Source organism: Caulobacter sp. 1776 (assembly GCF_040545685.1).
GTDB lineage: Bacteria > Pseudomonadota > Alphaproteobacteria > Caulobacterales > Caulobacteraceae > Caulobacter.
This window is the reverse complement of sequence record NZ_JBEPMI010000004.1, coordinates 136,987-153,883: the sequence shown is the minus strand read 5'-3', so window position 1 is coordinate 153,883 and position 16,897 is coordinate 136,987. Positions and strand designations below refer to the sequence as shown.

16 protein-coding genes are annotated in these 16,897 nt (G+C 69.2%); 6 read left to right on the top strand and 10 right to left on the bottom strand.

All coding sequences use genetic code 11. From position 1 onward, the window contains the following. The first annotated feature begins 12 nt into the window (after positions 1–12). Positions 13–672, top strand: a complete 660-nt coding sequence (locus ABIC66_RS11980) for a tetratricopeptide repeat protein (protein WP_354070507.1) — start codon at positions 13–15, stop codon at positions 670–672. A gap of 3 nt (positions 673–675) precedes the next feature. After that, positions 676–1,476 carry a phosphatase PAP2 family protein gene (locus ABIC66_RS11975; protein ID WP_354070506.1) on the top strand — a complete coding sequence of 267 codons (801 nt, stop codon included), beginning with the start codon at positions 676–678 and terminating at the stop codon, positions 1,474–1,476. Positions 1,477–1,659: 183 nt separating this feature from the next. Here ABIC66_RS11975 and ABIC66_RS11970 read toward each other — a convergent pair whose 3' ends face one another. After that, entirely contained in the window at positions 1,660–3,948 is a 2,289-nt protein-coding gene (locus ABIC66_RS11970) for a TonB-dependent receptor (RefSeq protein ID WP_354070505.1), read from the bottom strand. Between the two features lie 232 nt (positions 3,949–4,180). On the opposite strand from ABIC66_RS11970, the gene ABIC66_RS11965 reads away from it, so the two are divergent. Continuing rightward, positions 4,181–4,645, top strand: a complete 465-nt coding sequence (locus ABIC66_RS11965) for a MarR family winged helix-turn-helix transcriptional regulator (protein WP_354070504.1) — start codon at positions 4,181–4,183, stop codon at positions 4,643–4,645. Positions 4,646–4,663: 18 nt separating this feature from the next. On the opposite strand, the gene mhpT is transcribed toward ABIC66_RS11965, so the two are convergent. The 9 genes from mhpT to pobA are packed head-to-tail and all read right to left on the bottom strand — an operon-like array spanning position 4,664 to position 13,414. Continuing rightward, positions 4,664–5,881 (bottom strand): 3-(3-hydroxy-phenyl)propionate transporter MhpT, encoded by a 1,218-nt coding sequence (gene mhpT, locus ABIC66_RS11960; protein WP_354070503.1) that lies wholly within the window; start codon positions 5,879–5,881, stop codon positions 4,664–4,666. Positions 5,882–5,941: 60 nt separating this feature from the next. Beyond that, on the bottom strand, positions 5,942–7,123 hold the full coding sequence (gene pcaDC, locus ABIC66_RS11955; protein ID WP_354070502.1) for a bifunctional 3-oxoadipate enol-lactonase/4-carboxymuconolactone decarboxylase PcaDC: 1,182 nt from the start codon (positions 7,121–7,123) through the stop codon (positions 5,942–5,944). Beyond that, the gene (gene pcaB / locus ABIC66_RS11950; RefSeq protein ID WP_354070501.1) at positions 7,123–8,271 is read right to left on the bottom strand and encodes a 3-carboxy-cis,cis-muconate cycloisomerase; all 1,149 of its coding nucleotides are present in this window, start codon (positions 8,269–8,271) and stop codon (positions 7,123–7,125) included. The genes pcaDC and pcaB overlap by 1 nt, the downstream gene beginning before the upstream one ends. A gap of 20 nt (positions 8,272–8,291) precedes the next feature. Beyond that, entirely contained in the window at positions 8,292–8,942 is a 651-nt protein-coding gene (gene pcaG, locus ABIC66_RS11945; RefSeq protein WP_354070500.1) for a protocatechuate 3,4-dioxygenase subunit alpha, read from the bottom strand. Next, positions 8,935–9,639 carry a protocatechuate 3,4-dioxygenase subunit beta gene (pcaH, locus tag ABIC66_RS11940; RefSeq protein ID WP_354070499.1) on the bottom strand — a complete coding sequence of 235 codons (705 nt, stop codon included), beginning with the start codon at positions 9,637–9,639 and terminating at the stop codon, positions 8,935–8,937. The genes pcaG and pcaH overlap by 8 nt, the downstream gene beginning before the upstream one ends. Before the next feature lie 9 nt (positions 9,640–9,648). Further along, the gene (gene pcaF, locus ABIC66_RS11935) at positions 9,649–10,848 is read right to left on the bottom strand and encodes a 3-oxoadipyl-CoA thiolase (RefSeq protein ID WP_354070498.1); all 1,200 of its coding nucleotides are present in this window, start codon (positions 10,846–10,848) and stop codon (positions 9,649–9,651) included. Continuing rightward, complete coding sequence (locus ABIC66_RS11930) at positions 10,845–11,504, bottom strand: CoA transferase subunit B (protein WP_354070497.1); 660 nt, start codon at positions 11,502–11,504, stop codon at positions 10,845–10,847. Before ABIC66_RS11930 ends, pcaF begins: the two co-directional genes overlap by 4 nt. After that, complete coding sequence (locus ABIC66_RS11925) at positions 11,504–12,220, bottom strand: CoA transferase subunit A (protein ID WP_354070496.1); 717 nt, start codon at positions 12,218–12,220, stop codon at positions 11,504–11,506. Before ABIC66_RS11925 ends, ABIC66_RS11930 begins: the two co-directional genes overlap by 1 nt. 18 nt (positions 12,221–12,238) lie before the next feature. Beyond that, positions 12,239–13,414: a 4-hydroxybenzoate 3-monooxygenase gene (pobA, locus tag ABIC66_RS11920; RefSeq protein ID WP_354070495.1), complete on the bottom strand. Its 1,176-nt coding sequence runs from the start codon at positions 13,412–13,414 to the stop codon at positions 12,239–12,241. Positions 13,415–13,561: 147 nt separating this feature from the next. Here pobA and ABIC66_RS11915 point away from each other — a divergent pair, with 147 nt between their 5' ends. The 3 genes from ABIC66_RS11915 (at position 13,562) to ABIC66_RS11905 (ending at position 16,856) form a co-directional block, all read left to right on the top strand. Then, a complete protein-coding gene (locus ABIC66_RS11915; RefSeq protein ID WP_354070494.1) occupies positions 13,562–14,452 on the top strand; it encodes a helix-turn-helix domain-containing protein in 891 nt (296 codons plus the stop codon). Positions 14,453–14,562: 110 nt separating this feature from the next. Continuing rightward, positions 14,563–15,975 carry an aldehyde dehydrogenase gene (locus ABIC66_RS11910; protein ID WP_354070493.1) on the top strand — a complete coding sequence of 471 codons (1,413 nt, stop codon included), beginning with the start codon at positions 14,563–14,565 and terminating at the stop codon, positions 15,973–15,975. 53 nt (positions 15,976–16,028) lie between these two features. Further along, the gene (locus ABIC66_RS11905; protein ID WP_354070492.1) at positions 16,029–16,856 is read left to right on the top strand and encodes a p-hydroxycinnamoyl CoA hydratase/lyase; all 828 of its coding nucleotides are present in this window, start codon (positions 16,029–16,031) and stop codon (positions 16,854–16,856) included. Positions 16,857–16,897 lie beyond the last annotated feature (41 nt).

Genomic DNA, 16,897 nt, shown 5'->3' with positions numbered 1-16,897 from the left:
GAGTTCTCGACCATGAAACTTTCCATCCTGGCCGCGATGACGGCCATGGTTTTGGCCGCCACGCCCGCCCTGGCCGCCGACCCGGCCTTCGACGCGCGGATCGACGGCTTGGCCCGCGCCTGGGCCCACGTGAACTATGAGGTGCGCGACAAGGCGGCCCAGGCGACCGAGGCGGCCAAGCTGGCGGCCGAAGCCGACGCCATGGCCAAGCAGTATCCCAACCGCGCCGAGCCGCTGGTCTGGGAAGCGATCTCCACGGCCACGGAGGCCGGCGCCGCCGGCGGCATGGGTGGTCTGGCCTTGGCCAAACATGCCCGGCGCATGCTGGAACAGGCCGAGAAGATCAATCCGGCCGCTTTGGGCGACGGCTCGGTCTACACCAGCCTAGGCTCGCTCTACGCCCAGGTGCCGGGCTTCCCGATCGGGTTTGGGGACGCCGGCAAGGCGCGCGCTTACCTAAACAAGGCGCTGGCGGCCAATCCGAACGGCGTGGATCCCAACTTCTTCTACGGCGACTTCCTGATCCGCCAGGGCGACTATGCCGGAGCCGAGGCCGCCCTGCAGCGCGCCGTCAACGCGCCGCCGCGCCCGGGGCGCGAGGTGGCCGATCGCGGACGCAAGGCGCAGGCGGCCGCGCTCCTGGCCACCGCCCGTCAAAAGGCGCATGGCTAGGCGATGGCCACGGCACGCGCCTTCGACACGACTCCGCGACACGCGTCCCTCAAGCGAAGCGGGGCGCTCGTCGCCGCGCTGCTGCTGATCGTCATGGTGCTCGGCGTCGCGGTTCGCGCGTCGGGCGGGACGACGGGGGTCGACGAGGTCTTCGCCGCGGCCGTCTGGCGCCTTCGTCAGCCCTGGCTGGACGAGGCCGCGATGGCGCTATCGGGGTTTGGCGATGGCTTGCCGCGCTGGTGCGTCACCGCCCTGGTTTCGGCCTATCTGGTGATGACACGACGGCGCGGCTGGGCCTTCGCGCTCGTCGCGGCCATGGGCGCATGCGCTTTGCTTGCTCCGGCCTTCAAGCTGGCGTTCCACACGCCCCGGCCTTCGCCGCTCTACACCGGGGTCGATGCATTCAGCTTTCCCAGCGGCCACGCGGTCTCCGCCGCTGCGCTCTATGTCATGCTGGGCGCTCTGGCCGCGGAGGGCCTGACGACCGCTTGGAGGCGCCTGGCCGTGGGTTTGGCGGCGGGGATGGTCCTGTCGATCAGCCTGTCGCGGGTCTATCTCGGCGCCCACTGGTTGTCCGATGTCGTGGCGGGCGCTGCTCTGGGGGGCGCCATCGCCATCGCCGCCATCGCGTTGGCGCGACGCGCGCAGGCCGGGCGCTCCCTCGCCGAGGGGCGCGACAGCCTAGCGATCGTCATCTGTCTTGCCATCGTGGCCGCGGGGACGGGGCCGATCGTCGTCGCCAAGGCGCATCGACTTTATGCGCCCTTTCTGAGCCGAACCGTGACGCCGCCTCCGCCGCCCTGAAGGCCAGCGTCTCGACGACGTCGCCCCGCGCCTTTGCCGCACGCCGAGCCGTTAGGCGAAGCCTGCCGGGAGGTGTTCGGACGCTGGCGGTGGAAGCCGCCAGCGTCCAGACGGCGCTATCATCGTCCGACCCAAAGGCGTGATCAGACATATCGAGGGCTGCCGCGAGCGCGGCGTTCGGACTCAGAACTTGCGGCTGAGGCTGACCCCCCATTCGCGGGGACGGCCAAAGCTTGCCTCCTTCAGGCCGAAGCCGCTCGAGGCGTTACCCGACACCATGTAGCGCTCGTCAGACAGGTTCGTGCCGAACAACGCCGCCTGCCAGACTCGGCCGGGCGAGGCGTAGGCCAGCCGCGCGCCGAATAGATCGTAGGCGCCCTGGGTCAGGTCCGGATCGTTGGCCACGTCGTTGTAGACGGTGCTGTAGTGCGACCAGTCGACCCGGGCGGTCAGGCGACCGCCGCCCGGCAGCTCATGGCCGTACTCGACCCCGCCGTTCAGCGTCCACTTGGGCGCCTTGACGAAGTGGGTGGCCAGGGTGATCGGCAGCACCTGGCCCGCCGCCAGGCCGGACCCGACCTCGGTATATTTGGCGTCCATATAGCCGCCGCCGAAGTTGAAGCTCCAGTTGGCGGTCGGCTTGGCCTGCAGTTCGACCTCGACGCCCTTGACCTCGCCCGCCGCGGCGTTGGCCACGAAGTTGCGCGGCGTCTGGTTCACCGTCACCTGGATGTCCTGATAATCGCTGAAATAGCCGGCGACGTTGAGGATCAGGCGGCGGTCCAGCCAGGCGGTCTTGGCGCCGGCCTCGTAGGTCAGCAGGGTCTCGGGCTGGTACTCGGTGACCTCGCTGGCGTCGTTGAGCGGGCGGGCGTTGAAGCCGCCGCTCTTGAAGCCCTTGCCGACCGAGGCGTAGAGCAGCACGTCCGGCGTGGCCTTGAACTCGAGGCCCACCTTGGGCGTGAACGAATTCCAGGATCCGCCAGGGCTGACCTGGGCGATGACGCCGCCGTCGCGAATGCGGCGGTGGTCGAGCACATAGTCCTTCTCGTCGCGGTTATAGCGGGCGCCGACCGTGGCGCTGAGCCGATCGGTCAGGGTCAGACTGCCCTGGGCGAACAGCGCATAGGTGGTGCTGGTCACCTTGGTGTAGACGGCCGCCGACGGGCTATAGGGCGGCGGCGAGGCGCCCGGCGCCAGGCCCAGCGCCAGCTTGGCGTAGCCGGAGTCGGTGCCGCGCTCGCGGAACACATAGGCGCCGGTCACCCAGGTCAGGCGATCGCTGAACGACTGGCCGCTGAACTGGAACTCCTGGCTGTATTGCGCCTGGACGTCATGATTGAACGTCTCGCGGAACGTGAACGGCGTGTTGTCGCCGTCGCGGGCGAAGGTCGCCTTCAGGCCGCGCACGGCGGTGATGCTCTTGAAGCTGACCTCGCCGAGGTCCCAGTCCACGGTGGCGGAAGTCCCCCACAGGTCCAGGTCGTTGATGTTGGGGCCCGTACCATAGGTCGTGAACGGGCTGTCCGTCAGGAACGAGGTGTTCAGGCTCTTGGCCCCGTTCGGCGCGGTGATCCCCAGGCCGGGCGCGACATAGGTGTTGAAGTTGGCCATGAACGGCCCGACCGCGAAGCCCGGGACCGCGCCGATCACCAGCAGCTTCTGCGGCGCGGAGTGCTCCCGCGCCCGCGTGTAGTCGGCCGACAGGCTGACGGTCACCGCGTCGGACGCTTCCCAACGCAGCTGGGCGCGGGCGGCGGTGGCGTTGCGGTCGCCCAGGTCGTCGCCGGTCAGCAGGCGCTTGCCGTAGCCGTCGCGGGTGAGGCGCGCGGCCGAGAGCCGGGCCGACACTTTCTCGCCCAGCGGGATATCGACGTGACCCTTGACGTCCAGCCGGTCGTAGCTGCCCGTAACGCCCTCGATCTTGCCCCCGAATTCGGTCTTGGGCTGGTCGGTGGTGATGATCACCGCCCCGCCGATGGTGTTCTTGCCGAACAGCGTGCCTTGCGGCCCGCGCAGCACCTCGATGCGGCTGACGTCGAAGGCGTCCAGCGTGCCGCCGATCGAGCGGGCGTAGTAGACGCCGTCCACATAGACGCCCACGCCGGGGTCGCTGAAGATGGCGAAGTCGTTCTGACCCACGCCGCGAACAAAGACCGTGGCGTTGTAGTTGCCGCCGCTCAGCGCCGCCGCGCCGTCGAAGCGGATGCTGGGGGCGAATTTGGCGATCTGATCGACGCTGTCGACGCCCCGGCTTTCCAGAGCCTCGCCGGCCAGAGCGGTCACGGCGACCGGCGTGTCTTGCAGCCGCTCCTCGCGCCGGCGGGCGGTGACGACGACTTCCTCGATCTGGACGGTGGGCGTCTCGGCCTGGCCGGCGGCGAAGGCGGGCGAAGCGATCGCCTGCGCGCCGGCGGCGGCGCAGATCAGCAGGCTTCCGGCGCGCAGGCGGCCGGAAATATCCGTGGGCATTGTTTCCTCCTCATACGTCGTTGTTTCTCGACGACTCCGGGGAGTTCGCCGGCACGCGCATTTTGTTATGAGTACTAATTATCACAGATCATGATTGTATGGCGTGTACAATCGGTGATCTGCTGACGCTCGCCCATTCAAAGACCGTTGTTGCGCGAGGGCCACTAGCGACACGGGCGCTCCGAATCCGCCCGGTGTGCTACGAGGATCGGAACGACGGAAAGAACCGAAAATGATCGAGGCGAGCGGGCGCAAGGAGGTGATCGACGAGCAGGTTTCGCTCGGCGGCCTGGAATCCACCGTGGGGTTCATACTGCGCCTGGCTCAGGTGGCGGTCTTCAAGGATCTACTGGCCGCGTTGAAGCCATTCGACCTGCGTGTCACCGATCTCTCCGTGCTGCTGGTCATCGAAGCCACCCCCGGCCTGCAGCAGCGCGCCATCGGCGAGGTGCTGCGGATCCAGCGTCCGAACCTAGTGACCATAATCGACCAGCTCGAGACCCGCGGCCTGGTGCGGCGGGGGCCTGTTCCGGGTGACCGGCGCGCCTACGCCTTGTCGTTGACGCCCGCGGGTGAGGCGCTGCTGAAGAAGGCCAAGGCCGCGCACGCCCGACACGATCGTAAGGTCCTCGACGCCCTCGGCGACCTCGATAAGGACCGGATGCTGGCCGCCCTGGAGCGGATCGCCGCCCTGTGAGGCCGCGCAGAGGGCGCGTCAGTCCTCCGCACGCGGGCGGGTCGCCAGCCACAGGCTGGTTAGACCGCCCACGGCGATGACCGGCAGCAAGGCCAGCAGCACCTGGTTGGAGGATCCGCCAGCGCCGATCAGTGTGGCGGCCAGCAGCGGACCGGCGGCCGAGCCGAGCCGTCCCATGACCACGGCCGCGCCCACGCCCGTGCCGCGCAGGCGAGCGGGATAGAAGCCCGGCGCCAAGCCGTAGACCACCGACTGGACGCCCGAGACGGTGGCCCCCAGCGCCGCGCCGACGCCGAGGAAGACCGTCAGCGAGGCCGGCGCGCCAGCGGCCGCCGCCACGGCCGCGGCGGACGCGCCGAACACGACCAGGATCGTCAGTGTCCGCCAGCGGCGGTGGTCCATCAGCCAGCCGGTGGCGACGCTGCCCGCCGCGCCCGCCAGGTTGAAGGCCATCTGGATCAGCCCCGCCTCAGGGCGGCTCAGGCCTCGCCCGATCATCAGCGACGGCAGCCAGCTGAGCAGCAGGTACATGATCAGCAGGGCCAGGAAGAAGGTGATCCACAGCAGGAGCGTCGTCGGGCCTCGGCCGTCGCCAGCGAGCGCCTCGGCGAAGCCGGATTTGCGATCTTGGGGGTCCGCGGCGTCTGCCCTGGGCGGGTTGGGCAGCAGGGCCAGGGCCAGCACCATGGCCAGCAGCGGCCCGACGCCGCCGACAAAGAAGATCACGCGCCAGTCCGAGGGCGCGGCGCCGGCAAGGCTGACCAGGCTGGCCAGGGCGCCGCCGCAGGGCAGGCCGGCATAGAGGAAGCCGACCGCCCGTCCACGCAGCTTGGGCGAGACGCTCTCGGCCACGATGGCGATCAGATTGGGCAGGGCCCCGCCCAACCCGACTCCGGTCAGGAAGCGGGCCAGGAGCAGGCTGTTCAGGTCATGGGCCAGGCCCGTGGCGATCGACAGCACGCCGAACGCCCCCACCGAGACCAGGAGCGTGGCCTTGCGCCCGAAGCGGTCGGACAGTCGCCCGCCAATGGCGGCGCCGGCCATCAGGCCGAAGGTGCTGATGCTGAAGAACCAGCCCAGGTCCTGGGGCTTCAGGCCCAGATCAGGCGCTAAGCGCGGCGCGGCGACGCCGGCGGCCTGGAGGTCGAACCCCTCGAACAGCGCGAGCAGGCAGCAGATCGCGACGGCGATCAGGCCGCCGTGGTTTCGGGACTCGGATCGGTCGCCAGTGGTCATCGGATCTCCTGGGGTTTCCTCGGCGTCGAACTCTTCGGTCCGATCTGGGTGGGGCGGCGATCAGCCGAGGTCGGACATCACGTCCGCGGCCTCGGTAAAGGCGGTGTTGGCGGCGGGGACGCCGGCGTAGATGGCGATCTGCATCAGCGTCTCCTTGAGCTCGTCCTGGGTGAAGCCGCCCTGTTCCAGCCCGGCGCGGACATGGAGACGGAACTCTTCCCAGCGGGCCAAGCTGGCGCAGATCGCCAGCACCAGCAGGCGGCGCGTGCGATGGTCCAAACCGGGGCGGCCCCAGATCTCGTTCCAGGCATAGCGGGTGATCATCGCCTGGTAGTCGGCGGTGAGGGCCGTGCGGTTGGCCAGGGAGCGGTCGACCCAGGCGTCGCCCAGCACCTTGCGCCGGGTGACGAGGCCCGCCTCGAACAGGACATCCTGGGCGTCGCGGACGGCGGTCCCGTGAAGAACCTCGCTCAGGAAGCCGCGCACGGCGCCGGCGAACGCGGCCGGGGCTTCCAGGCTGGGCAGGTGGGCGCCGTCGACCACGGCGTGGCGGGCGCGGGGAACAGCGGCGACGATCCGCTCCCCGTGGCCTTCGAACGGCGTCGCCGCGTCCTTGGCGCCGGTCAGGACCAGGGTCGGCGCGGTGATGGCCGGCAGGCGGTCCAGCAGGGCCATGTCGCGGATCGCCGCGCCGCAGCCGCAATAGCCGTCGGGGTTCTGGGCCAGCATGCCGGCGCGGACGGTCTCGACCACCTCGGGATGCCGGGCGCGGAAGTCGTCGGAGAAGAACCGCCCCATCACCGCCTCGACGATCGCTGAGAGCCCCTCGGCGCGGATCAAGGCCAGGCGCTGATCCCAGGTCGACGGATCCATCGCCGGCGAGGTGCAGGCCAGGATCAGGGCCTCGACCCGTTCGGGCGCCTTCGGGGCCAGCGCCATGGCGATCATCGCGCCCAGCGAGGTGCCGCAGATTGCGGCCTTGGCCACGCCCGCCACGTCCATCACCGCCAGCACGTCGTCGGCCAGTAGGTCGAGGCTGTAGTCGCCGGCCGGGGCGTCCGAGGCGCCGTGGCCGCGCGTGTCGATGCGCAGGACGCGGAAGTCGGGCGTCAACAGCGGGACGACAGGATCGTACAGCGACAGATCGCAGCCGATCGAGTTCAGCAGCACCAGCACGGGCTTGTCGGCCGCGCCGTCGAACCGCCAGTAGAGCTTCGCGCCGTGCGAAGAAGCGAAGGGCATCAGCGGTTCTCTCTGTGGGTGGTAAGGGCGCGGGCGGCGAATATGGCGGACTCGCCGGTGTCGGTCCCGACCTCGGCGGCGGCGAGGTTCTCGGCCATGCGGTTGGTGTCGACCTCGAGACCTTCGATCACCTGGACCATGGCGGCCAGGGCGCCGTGGGTTAGCTGGAACAGCTCGGCCAGCACCGGCCCCTCGGCCTGCCATCCGCCCAGGCCGCGCTCGTGCTGCTGCGGCAGGGCGGCGACGATGGTCGCGGCCAGATGCGGCGCGCGCAGGGCGGCCGAGAGGGCGATCTGGCAGCCGGTCGGATTGCGCTTGTGCGCCATGGCCGAGGATCCGCCGCGGCCGGCGACCCTGGGCTCGAAGGCCTCGGCGACCTCTGTCTGGGCCAGCAGGGCGATGTCGCCGGCGATCTTGCCGACCGCGCCGGTCAGTATGGCGAGGCTGGAGGCCAGGCCCGCCAGGCCCTCGCGACGCGCGTGCCACGGCGTCTCGGCCCGGGGCAGGCCGAGCAGGGCGGCTAGGCGTTCGGCGATCTCGCCGGCGCGGCCGTCCAGCCCGGCCAGCGAACCGGTCGCGCCGCCCAGTTGCAGCTGAATGGCGGCGGTCTCGCGTTCGAACCGGGCGAGCGCGCCATCGACGCCCTGCAACCAGCCGGCGGCCTTGAGGCCGAAGGTGATGGGCATAGCGGCTTGCAGTAGGGTCCTGCCCAGCATCGGCGTCGCGGCGTGCCGTTCCGCCATCGTCGCCAAGGCCTCGGCGAGACGGCGCGCCTCGCGAACCACCAGCGCGGCGCCGGCCTTGGCCTGCAGCATCAGGGCGGTGTCGGCCAGGTCCTGGCTGGTCGCGCCCTTGTGGACCAGGCGGGCGATTTCGGGGTCGGCGATCCGTTCGCGGATCAGCGCGACGAGCGGGATGGCCAAGGTTCCGGCATGGGCCGCAGCCTCGGCCAGGCTCTCGATGTCCGGAAGCTCGGCGCAGGCGGCCGCAATCGCCTCGGCCGCCGCGGCCGGGATCAGACCCGCGTCCGCCTGAGCGCGCGCCAGCTTGGCCTCGAAGGCCAGGGCCGCGCGCAACAAGGACACGTCGCCGAACGCCTCCAGCATTTCGGGCGTTGTGGCCGGGCGATCGCGCAGCAGGCAGGTCAAGATGGCGACTCCGTTCGGCCTCAGATGTCGAAGAAGACGGTTTCGCCTTCGCCTTGCAAGACGATGTCGAAGCGCCAGACCGAACCGGCCTCGCGGGCCATCAAGGTTTCGCGACGCTGGGCGGGAACCAGAGCCAGGACCGGATCGGCGGCGTTGGCGGGGTCATCCTCGAAATAGATCCGCGTCGCCAGCCGCTTGAGCAGCCCGCGCCCGAAGACGCCGACGGCGATGTGCGGCGCCTGTCGATCATCGACGCGGCCGGGGCGGACGGTGACGAAGCGATAGACGCCGTCCTCGCCGGTCGAGGCGCGGCCCCAGCCGATGAAGCCGGTATTGCTGGAGCCGTCGGCGTAGCGGCCGGCGGCGTCGGCCTGCCAGATCTCGACCATGGCGTCGGGCACCACCTTGCCGTCGGCGTCCAGCACGACGCCCTCGATGACGATCGGCTCGCCCGCCACCTCGCCCTTGGCGCGGGGCGTGGCCAGGACATAGTGCTCGGCCGGGAACAGCTCGGGGCGGGCGCCGATGTCGCTGTCGCCGATCAGGTCGGCGCAGCCCTTCCACGGCAGACCGTAGTGGAAGAAGGGACCGACGGTCTGGGAGGGGGTCTGGCCGAACAGGGCCGGATCCTGGTTGTCGAGGCGCGGGGCGGGGTTGATCTGATCAGTCATGGTCGTCCTCGAACGGCGTCGCCTCGCGCCCGCGCAGCACCACGTCGAACAGATAGCCCAGCGCCCAGTTGGGCTTGGTGGTCTCGATGTCGAACCGCGAGACCAGCCGCTGGCGATAGGGCAGGGGCACGGCGTTGGCGATCGGATCGATCTCGATCAGCGGGTCGTCGGGGAAATACATCTGGGTCACCAGGCGTGTGGCGAAGGCCGGGCCCAGCAGCGACAGGTGGATGTGCGCCGGCCGCCAGGCGTTGTGGTGGTTGCCCCACGGATAGGCGCCGGGCCGGACGCTGATGAACTGGTAGCGGCCCTCGTCGTCGGTGATGACCCGGCCCGCGCCGGTGAAATTGGGATCGAGCGGGGCGTCCCACTGGTCCTTCTTGTGGATGTAACGGCCGGCGGCGTTGGCCTGCCAGATCTCCATGACGGTATTGGGAACGGGACGGCCGTCCTCGTCCAGCACGCGGCCCGAGACGATGATCCGCTGGCCCTGGGGCATGGCTTGGTGCTGGGTCGTCAGGTCCGCCATCGCCCCGCCCATCAGCCGGGGCCAGGCGCTGGTCGGCCCCGTGGTCTCGGTCAAGGTGTGCGGGATCCTGACCAAGGGCTGTCGCGGCGACCGCGCGACGGTCGAGGCGTAGGGCGCGTGCAGCGACGGCGGCTGGCCGGCGTCCTCGCGCTTGAAGCTCTGGCTCATCGGGAACTCCTAGACGCGTTCGAAGGCCAGGGCCGCGCCCTGGCCGACGCCGATGCAGAGGGTGGCGAGGCCGCGCTTGCCGCCGGTCGCCTCCAGCTGCCGCAAGGCGGTCAGCACCAGCCGCGCGCCGGACGCGCCGAGCGGATGGCCCAGGGCGATGGCCCCGCCGTTGGCGTTCACATGCGCCCCGTCGTCGGGCAGGCCCAGTTGGCGCAGCACCGCCAGGCCCTGGGCCGCGAAGGCCTCGTTCAGCTCGACGGTGTCGAAGTCGCCGATCGAGAGGCCCGTCTTGGCCAGCAGCTTGCGGACCGCCGGGACCGGCCCGATCCCCATCACCTGCGGCGGGACGCCGGCGGTGGCGTAGCCGGTAATGCGGGCGCGCGGCGTCAGGCCGTGGCGCTTCACGGCGTCTTCGGACGCGATGATCAAGGCAACCGCGCCATCGTTGACGCCCGAGGCGTTGCCGGCGGTCACCGTGCCGCCCTCGCGGACGACGGGCTTCAGCTTGGCGAGAGCCTCCAGCGTGGTCTCGCGCGGGTGTTCGTCGCGAGCGACGATCGTGGGCCCCGCCTTGCCCGGAATCTCGACCGGCGTGATCTCGCCGGCCAGGAAGCCCGAGTCCTGGGCGGCGGCCGCCCGCTGCTGGCTGCGCAAGGCGAAGGCGTCCTGGTCCTCGCGGTTGACGCTATGGTCGGCGGCGACGTTCTCGGCGGTCTCGGGCATGGAGTCGACGCCATAGGCCTTGCGCATGGCCGGATTGACGAAGCGCCAGCCGATCGTGGTGTCGAAGATCTCGGCGTTGCGCGAGAAGGCGCTGTCGGCCTTGCCCATCACGAACGGCGCGCGGCTCATGCTCTCGACGCCGCCGGCGATCAGAAGGTCATTGTGGCCTGACAGGATGGCCCGGGCGGCGTAGCCGACGGCCTCCAGGCCCGAGGCGCAGAGCCGGTTGACGGTCACGCCCGGGACCTCGACGGGATAGCCCGCCAACAGCAGGGCCATGCGGGCGACGTTGCGATTGTCCTCGCCGGCCTGGTTGGCGCAGCCCAGCACCACCTCGTCGACGGCCGAAAGATCCAGGCCCGGATTGCGGGCGACCAGGGCCTTCAGCGGGATCGCGGCCAGGTCGTCGGGCCGGACCTTAGCCAGCGCGCCGCCGTAGCGGCCGATCGGGGTGCGGATCCCGTCACAGATGTAGGCGGTGGTCATGCGAAGGCTCCCAGTTCGAAGTCGGCCTCGGTCTTGGCCTCGACCTCGTCGAGCGTGACGCTGGGCGCAAGCTCCAGCAACGTCAGGGCCTTCTCCCCCTTGGCGCCTTTTCGGTTGAGGTCGAAAACGCAGAGGTCGGTGATGACCAGGTCGACGCAGCCGGCCCCTGTCAGCGGCAGGGCGCAGCGCTTGAGCACCTTGCTCTGGCCGGCCTTGTTGGCGTGGTCCATGACCACGATCACCCGCTTGACGCCGGCGACCAGATCCATGGCCCCGCCCATGCCCTTCACCATCTTGCCGGGGATCGTCCAGTTGGCGATGTCGCCATTCTGGGCCACTTCCATCGCGCCCAGCACCGTCAGGTCGATGTGGCCGCCGCGGATCATGGCGAAGCTCTGGGCGCTGTCGAAGAAGCTGGAGGTCGGCAGTTTGGTGATCGTCTGCTTGCCGGCGTTGATCAGGTCCGGATCGGCTTCGCCCTCATAGGGGAAGGGACCCATGCCCAGCATGCCGTTCTCGGACTGCAGGGTGACATGCACGCCTTCCGGAATGTGGTTGGCCACCAGGGTCGGGATGCCGATGCCCAGGTTGACGTAGAAGCCGTCCTTTAGCTCTCGGGCGGCGCGGGCCGCCATCTCGTCGCGGGTCCAGGCCATCAGACGGTCTCCGTTTCGCGAGGGCGGGTGGTCAGCTTCTCGATCCGCTTCTCGTTGATCGTCGAGCGGATGATGCGGTCGACGTAGATGCCCGGCGTGTGGATGACGTTGGCGTCTAGTTCGCCGGCCTCGACGATCTCCTCGACCTCGACGATGGTGATTTTGCCGGCCGTGGCCATCACGGGATTGAAGTTGCGGGCCGTCATCCGGAACATCAGGTTGCCTTCCGGATCGGCCTTCCAAGCCTTGATGATGGCGAGGTCGGCGCGCAGCCAGGTCTCGCGGACATAGGTCTCGCCCTCGAAGTCCTCGACCGGCTTGCCTTCGGCCACCACCGTGCCGACGCCGGTCTTGGTGTAGAAGGCCGGGATGCCCGCGCCGCCGGCTCGGATGCGCTCGGCCAGGGTGCCTTGCGGGTTCAGCTCCAGTTCGAGTTCGCCCGACAGGTAGAGCTGTTCGAACAGCTTGTTCTCGCCGACATAGGAACTGATCATCTTCCGGATCTGGCCGTTGTCGAGCAGCATCCAGAGGCCGAAGCCGTCTGCCCCGCAGTTGTTGCTGATCACGGTCAGGCCCTTGACGCCGGTGTCCTTCAGGGCCGGGATCAGGGTCTCGGGATTGCCCGACAGGCCAAAGCCGCCGGACATCAGGGTCATGCCGTCGAAGACGACCCCTTCCAGGGCGGCCGCGGCGCTGTCGTAGATCTTGCTTTTCATGATGTCTCCAAGGCGCGGCTAGACGAGCGGCAGGCCGACATAATTCTCGGCGAGGGTCACCTGGGCGGCGCGTGAGCTCTTGATGTAGGCCAGTTCCGCGACCTGCATCTTGCGGTCGAAGCCGTCGCGGTCGGGAAAGCGGTGGGTCAGGCTGGTGAACCACCAGGAGAACCGCTCGGCCTTCCAGACGCGGGCCAGGGCCCGGGCCGAATAGCCGTCGATCCCCGCGCCGGAGCGCTCGGCATAGTGCTCGATCAGGGCCTCGGACAGCATGATGACGTCCGAGACGGCCAGGTTCATGCCCTTGGCGCCGGTGGGGGGCACGATGTGGGCGGCGTCGCCGGCCAGGAAAAGGCGACCATGGCGCATCGGCTCGGTGACGAAGCTGCGCAGGGGGGCGATCGACTTCTCGAACGACGGCGCGCGCACGATGCGAGCGGCCGCCTCGGGGCCCAGCCGGATCGACACTTCGTCCCAGAAACGCTCGTCGGGCCAATCCTCGACGTGATCGTCCAGCGCGCACTGCACGTAGTAGCGGCTGCGGGTCGGCGAGCGCATCGAGGCCAGGGCGAAGCCGCGTTCGTGGTTGGAATAGATCAGCTCGTGATCGCAGGGCGGAGCCTCTGTCAGTATGCCCAGCCACCCGAACGGATAGACGCGCTCGAAGGTCTTGAGCACGCTCGCGGGGATCGCCGCGCGGCTAACCCCGTGATAGCCATCGCAGCCGGCGACGAAGTCGCAGTCCAGCCGATGCTCGATCCCGTCCTTGCGCCAGGTGACGTGCGGGTGGTCGCCGTCGACATCATGGAGTCGCACGTCGTCGGCGTCGAACACGATCCGCAGATCGCGCTGCTCGGCGGCGTCGAACAAGTCCTTCATCACCTCCTGCTGGCCATAGACCATCACGGTCGAGCCGCCGGTCAATTCGGCCATGTCGATGCGGAAGACGTCGCCGTCGCTGGCCAGGTTGGTGCCGGCGTGGACCAGCCCCTCGCGCCGCATCCGCTGGCCGACGCCCAGCCGGTCCATCAGGTCGACGGTGACCTGCTCCAGCACGCCGGCGCGCACGCGGCCTTCGACATAGGCGCGGTCCTTGCGCTCCAGGATGACCGCGTCGACGCCGGCCTGTCTCAGGAGATGTCCGAGAAACAACCCGGCCGGACCGGCGCCGATGATGGCGACCTGGCTTCGCACGATGCAATTCTCCACCCTGGCGCCGCTTTCGCGACTTGCGTCAAACCTGACCCTGGCGGTCAGCTTTTAGGATGGACAGAGCATCACAAAAGTTGGACTTTTCGCACAGGCCTGATGGCCGGCCAGCCTCGGCTCGGAGTTTTGGACTTGTTAAAAACGCAAGCAGTACCGAGCTTTTTCCTCTTCGGGGAGCCTTTGCGCACCGTCGAAGGCAAGTTCATCCATCTGGAGGAATTGGACGATCGCACCAGGCCAAACGATTGGAAGATCCGCGCCCACGCGCACGCGGACCTCAACCACGTGTTCCACATCGCGGCCGGGGGCGGCGTCATGCATGTGGACGGAGACGCGATCGCCTTTACCGCGCCATGCCTGGTCCTGGTCCCGTCCGGACGGGTTCACGGCTTCACCTACGAGGTCGAGACGACGGGTTCGGTGCTGACGATCGCCGACAGCTATCTGCGCGACCTGACCGCGCGCGAGCCGGCGTTCGCCAGTCTGTTCCGCGCGCCGCGTCAAGTGCCGCTCGAGGCGGGATCCCGGATCTCCTCGTCTCTGGGCGAGTTGTCGCGGGAGCTGGTGTGGACCGCGCCCGCCGGCGGCGCGGCCGTCGAGGGGCATCTGCTGACCATCCTGGTCGAAGCCTTGCGGCGGCTGGTCCGGGACGAGGCCGCCGCGCCGGCCGTCCAGGGCGGGCACGTCACGCTCGTCGCCCGGTTCCGTGAGCTGGTCGAGGCGCACTATCGCGAGGGCCTGCCCATGGAAAGCTACGCCGGACGGCTGAACGTCACGGTGGCTCGCCTCCGCGCCGCATGCCTGCGGGCGGCGGGCGCCTCGCCGCTGCGCCTGGTGCAGGATCGGCTGCTGCTGGAGGCCAAGCGCGCGCTTCTGTATTCGAACATGACGGTGGCCGAGGTCGCCTACCATCTGGGCTTCGAGGATCCCGCCTACTTCTCGCGTTTCTTCGCCAAGGCCGAAGGGGTTTCGCCCAAGCGCTATCGCGTCGAGCGCGCGGGCCATGCGCCGTCCATCGTCTAGCGACGGCCAAGCAAGCAGTGACTTGCGCATATTGTTTGCTTAGCGTACAAAATCACAAGCATACAATAAACGGCGCCGCGACGCGCTTCGCGCCAAGGGAAGGAACGACCATGAGCTCGACCCAGGCCGTCTTCGAACGCCTTGACCCCGTCACCGGCGCGGTCGCCACGACCTCCGTCGCCATGACGCCCGCTCAGGCGTGCGCCGCCGTCGACGCCGCTCAAGCGGCCTTGCCCGCCTGGAGCGCCTTGGGGCCGAACGCCCGCCGCGCCCTGCTGTCCAAGGCGGCCTTGGCGCTGGAAGCCCGGGCCGACGACTTCGTCGCCGCGATGATGGGCGAGATCGGCGCCACCGAGGGCTGGGCCCGCTTCAACCTGATGCTGGCCGCCTCGATGATCCGCGAGGCGGCGTCCCTGACTACCCAGATCAACGGCGAGGTCATTCCTTCGGACAAGCCGGGCTGCCTGGCCATGGCCGTGCGCGAGCCGGTCGGCGTGATCCTGGGCATCGCCCCCTGGAACGCGCCGATCATCCTGGGCGTGCGGGCGGTGGCCACGCCGCTGGCCTGCGGCAACACCGTGGTGCTGAAGGCGTCCGAGAGCTGCCCGCGCACCCACGGCCTGATCGCCGAGGCCTTCGAGGCCGCCGGCCTGCCGCCGGGCGCGCTGTCGATCGTCACCAATGCGCCGAAGGACGCGGCCGAGGTGGTCGGCGCGCTGATCGACCATCCGGCCGTGCGACGGATCAACTTCACCGGCTCGACCGCGGTCGGCAAGATCATCGCCAAGCGCGCGGCCGAGCACCTGAAGCCCGTGCTGCTGGAGCTGGGCGGCAAGGCCCCGCTGATCGTGCTGGACGACGCCGATCTGGACGAGGCGGTCAAGGCCGCGGCCTTCGGCGCCTTCATGAACCAGGGCCAGATCTGCATGTCGACCGAGCGGATCATCGTCGTGGACGCGATCGCCGACGCCTTCGTCGAGAAGTTCGCCGCCAAGGCCGCCAGCCTGGCGGTCGGCGACCCGCGCGAGGGCAAGACGCCGCTGGGCGCGGTGGTCGACCTGAAGACCGTCGCCCACGTCCAGGGCCTGGTGGCCGACGCCGTCAGCGCGGGCGCCGTGCAGGTCAGCGGCGGTCCGGCCAACGGCGTGCTGATGCCCGCCACGGTCGTCGACAAAGTCACGCCCCTCATGCGCCTGTTCCGCGAGGAGAGCTTCGGCCCGGTGGTCGGCGTGATCCGCGCCCGCGACGAGGAGCACGCCATCGCCCTGGCCAACGACACCGAATACGGCCTGTCGGCCTCGGTCTTCACGCGCGACATCGCCCGCGGCCTGAAGGTGGCGCGGCGGATCCAGTCGGGCATCTGCCACGTCAATGGCCCGACCGTGCACGATGAGGCCCAGATGCCGTTCGGCGGCGTCAAGGCCAGCGGCTACGGCCGCTTCGGCGGCAAGGCCGGCATCGACGCCTTCACCGAGCTGCGCTGGATCACGGTCGAAACGCAACCGGGCCATTTCCCGATCTGACTTCCCAAATTCGGCGCCTCGCCGCGCCTGGCTTCGATTTCCAAGGACCGATCATGACCGACGCCAATGACACCGTGACCTTCCGGGTCGAGAACCGCATCGCCTGGGTGAAGTTCAACCGCCCTGAAAAGCGCAACTGCATGAGCCCGACCCTGAACCGGCGCATGATGGAGGTGCTGGACGCGCTGGAGTTCCGCGACGACGTCGGCGTCCTGGTGCTGACCGGCGAAGGTTCGGCCTGGTCGGCGGGCATGGACCTCAAGGAGTATTTCCGCGAGACCGAGGCCAAGGGCCTGGGCGCGACCCGCCAAGCCCAGCGCGAGTCCTACGGTTGGTGGCGGCGCCTGCGCTGGTACCAGAAGCCGACCATCGCCATGGTCAACGGCTGGTGCTTCGGCGGCGGTTATGGTCCGCTCTATTCCTGCGACCTGGCGATCGCCGCCGACGAGGCGCAGTTCGCGCTGTCGGAGATCAACTGGGGCATTCTGCCGGGCGGCGGCGCCACCAAGGTGGTGGTCGACCTGATCCCGATGCGCGACGCCATGTACCACGCCATGACCGGCGAGCTGATCGACGGCCAGAAAGCCGCCGCCTGGCGCCTGGTCAATGAGAGCGTGCCGCTGGAGCGCCTCGAGGCGCGGGTGCGCGAACTGGCCGAGGTGCTGCTGAAGAAGAACCCCGTGGCGCTGAAGGCGACCAAGGACGCGGTCCGCCGGGTCAAGGAAATGACCTACGACAACGCCGAGGACTTCCTGGTCCGGGCCCAGGAGGCGGCCAATTCCTTCGACAACGACGGTCGCAAAGAGGGCATCAAGCAGTTCATAGACGACAAAACCTATAAGCCCGGCCTGGGCGCCTACGATCTCGCCAAGCAGAGCTGAGACGGGCAGGGGGAGGAAACGACGACGGGAGGGACGAGCAC

Bases quoted from the DNA above. Each gene is read 5' to 3' on its own strand.
- pcaH (WP_354070499.1), bottom strand. From the start codon at position 9,639: ATGAGCCAGAGCTTCAAGCGCGAGGACGCCGGCCAGCCGCCGTCGCTG.
- pcaDC (WP_354070502.1), bottom strand. From the start codon at position 7,123: ATGCCCTTCGCTTCTTCGCACGGCGCGAAGCTCTACTGGCGGTTCGAC.
- ABIC66_RS11905 (WP_354070492.1), top strand. From the start codon at position 16,029: ATGACCGACGCCAATGACACCGTGACCTTCCGGGTCGAGAACCGCATC.
- mhpT (WP_354070503.1), bottom strand. From the start codon at position 5,881: ATGACCACTGGCGACCGATCCGAGTCCCGAAACCACGGCGGCCTGATC.
- ABIC66_RS11980 (WP_354070507.1), top strand. From the start codon at position 13: ATGAAACTTTCCATCCTGGCCGCGATGACGGCCATGGTTTTGGCCGCC.
- ABIC66_RS11910 (WP_354070493.1), top strand. From the start codon at position 14,563: ATGAGCTCGACCCAGGCCGTCTTCGAACGCCTTGACCCCGTCACCGGC.
- ABIC66_RS11925 (WP_354070496.1), bottom strand. From the start codon at position 12,220: ATGAAAAGCAAGATCTACGACAGCGCCGCGGCCGCCCTGGAAGGGGTC.
- pcaF (WP_354070498.1), bottom strand. From the start codon at position 10,848: ATGACCACCGCCTACATCTGTGACGGGATCCGCACCCCGATCGGCCGC.
- ABIC66_RS11930 (WP_354070497.1), bottom strand. From the start codon at position 11,504: ATGGCCTGGACCCGCGACGAGATGGCGGCCCGCGCCGCCCGAGAGCTA.
- ABIC66_RS11970 (WP_354070505.1), bottom strand. From the start codon at position 3,948: ATGCCCACGGATATTTCCGGCCGCCTGCGCGCCGGAAGCCTGCTGATC.
- ABIC66_RS11965 (WP_354070504.1), top strand. From the start codon at position 4,181: ATGATCGAGGCGAGCGGGCGCAAGGAGGTGATCGACGAGCAGGTTTCG.
- ABIC66_RS11975 (WP_354070506.1), top strand. From the start codon at position 676: ATGGCCACGGCACGCGCCTTCGACACGACTCCGCGACACGCGTCCCTC.
- pcaG (WP_354070500.1), bottom strand. From the start codon at position 8,942: ATGACTGATCAGATCAACCCCGCCCCGCGCCTCGACAACCAGGATCCG.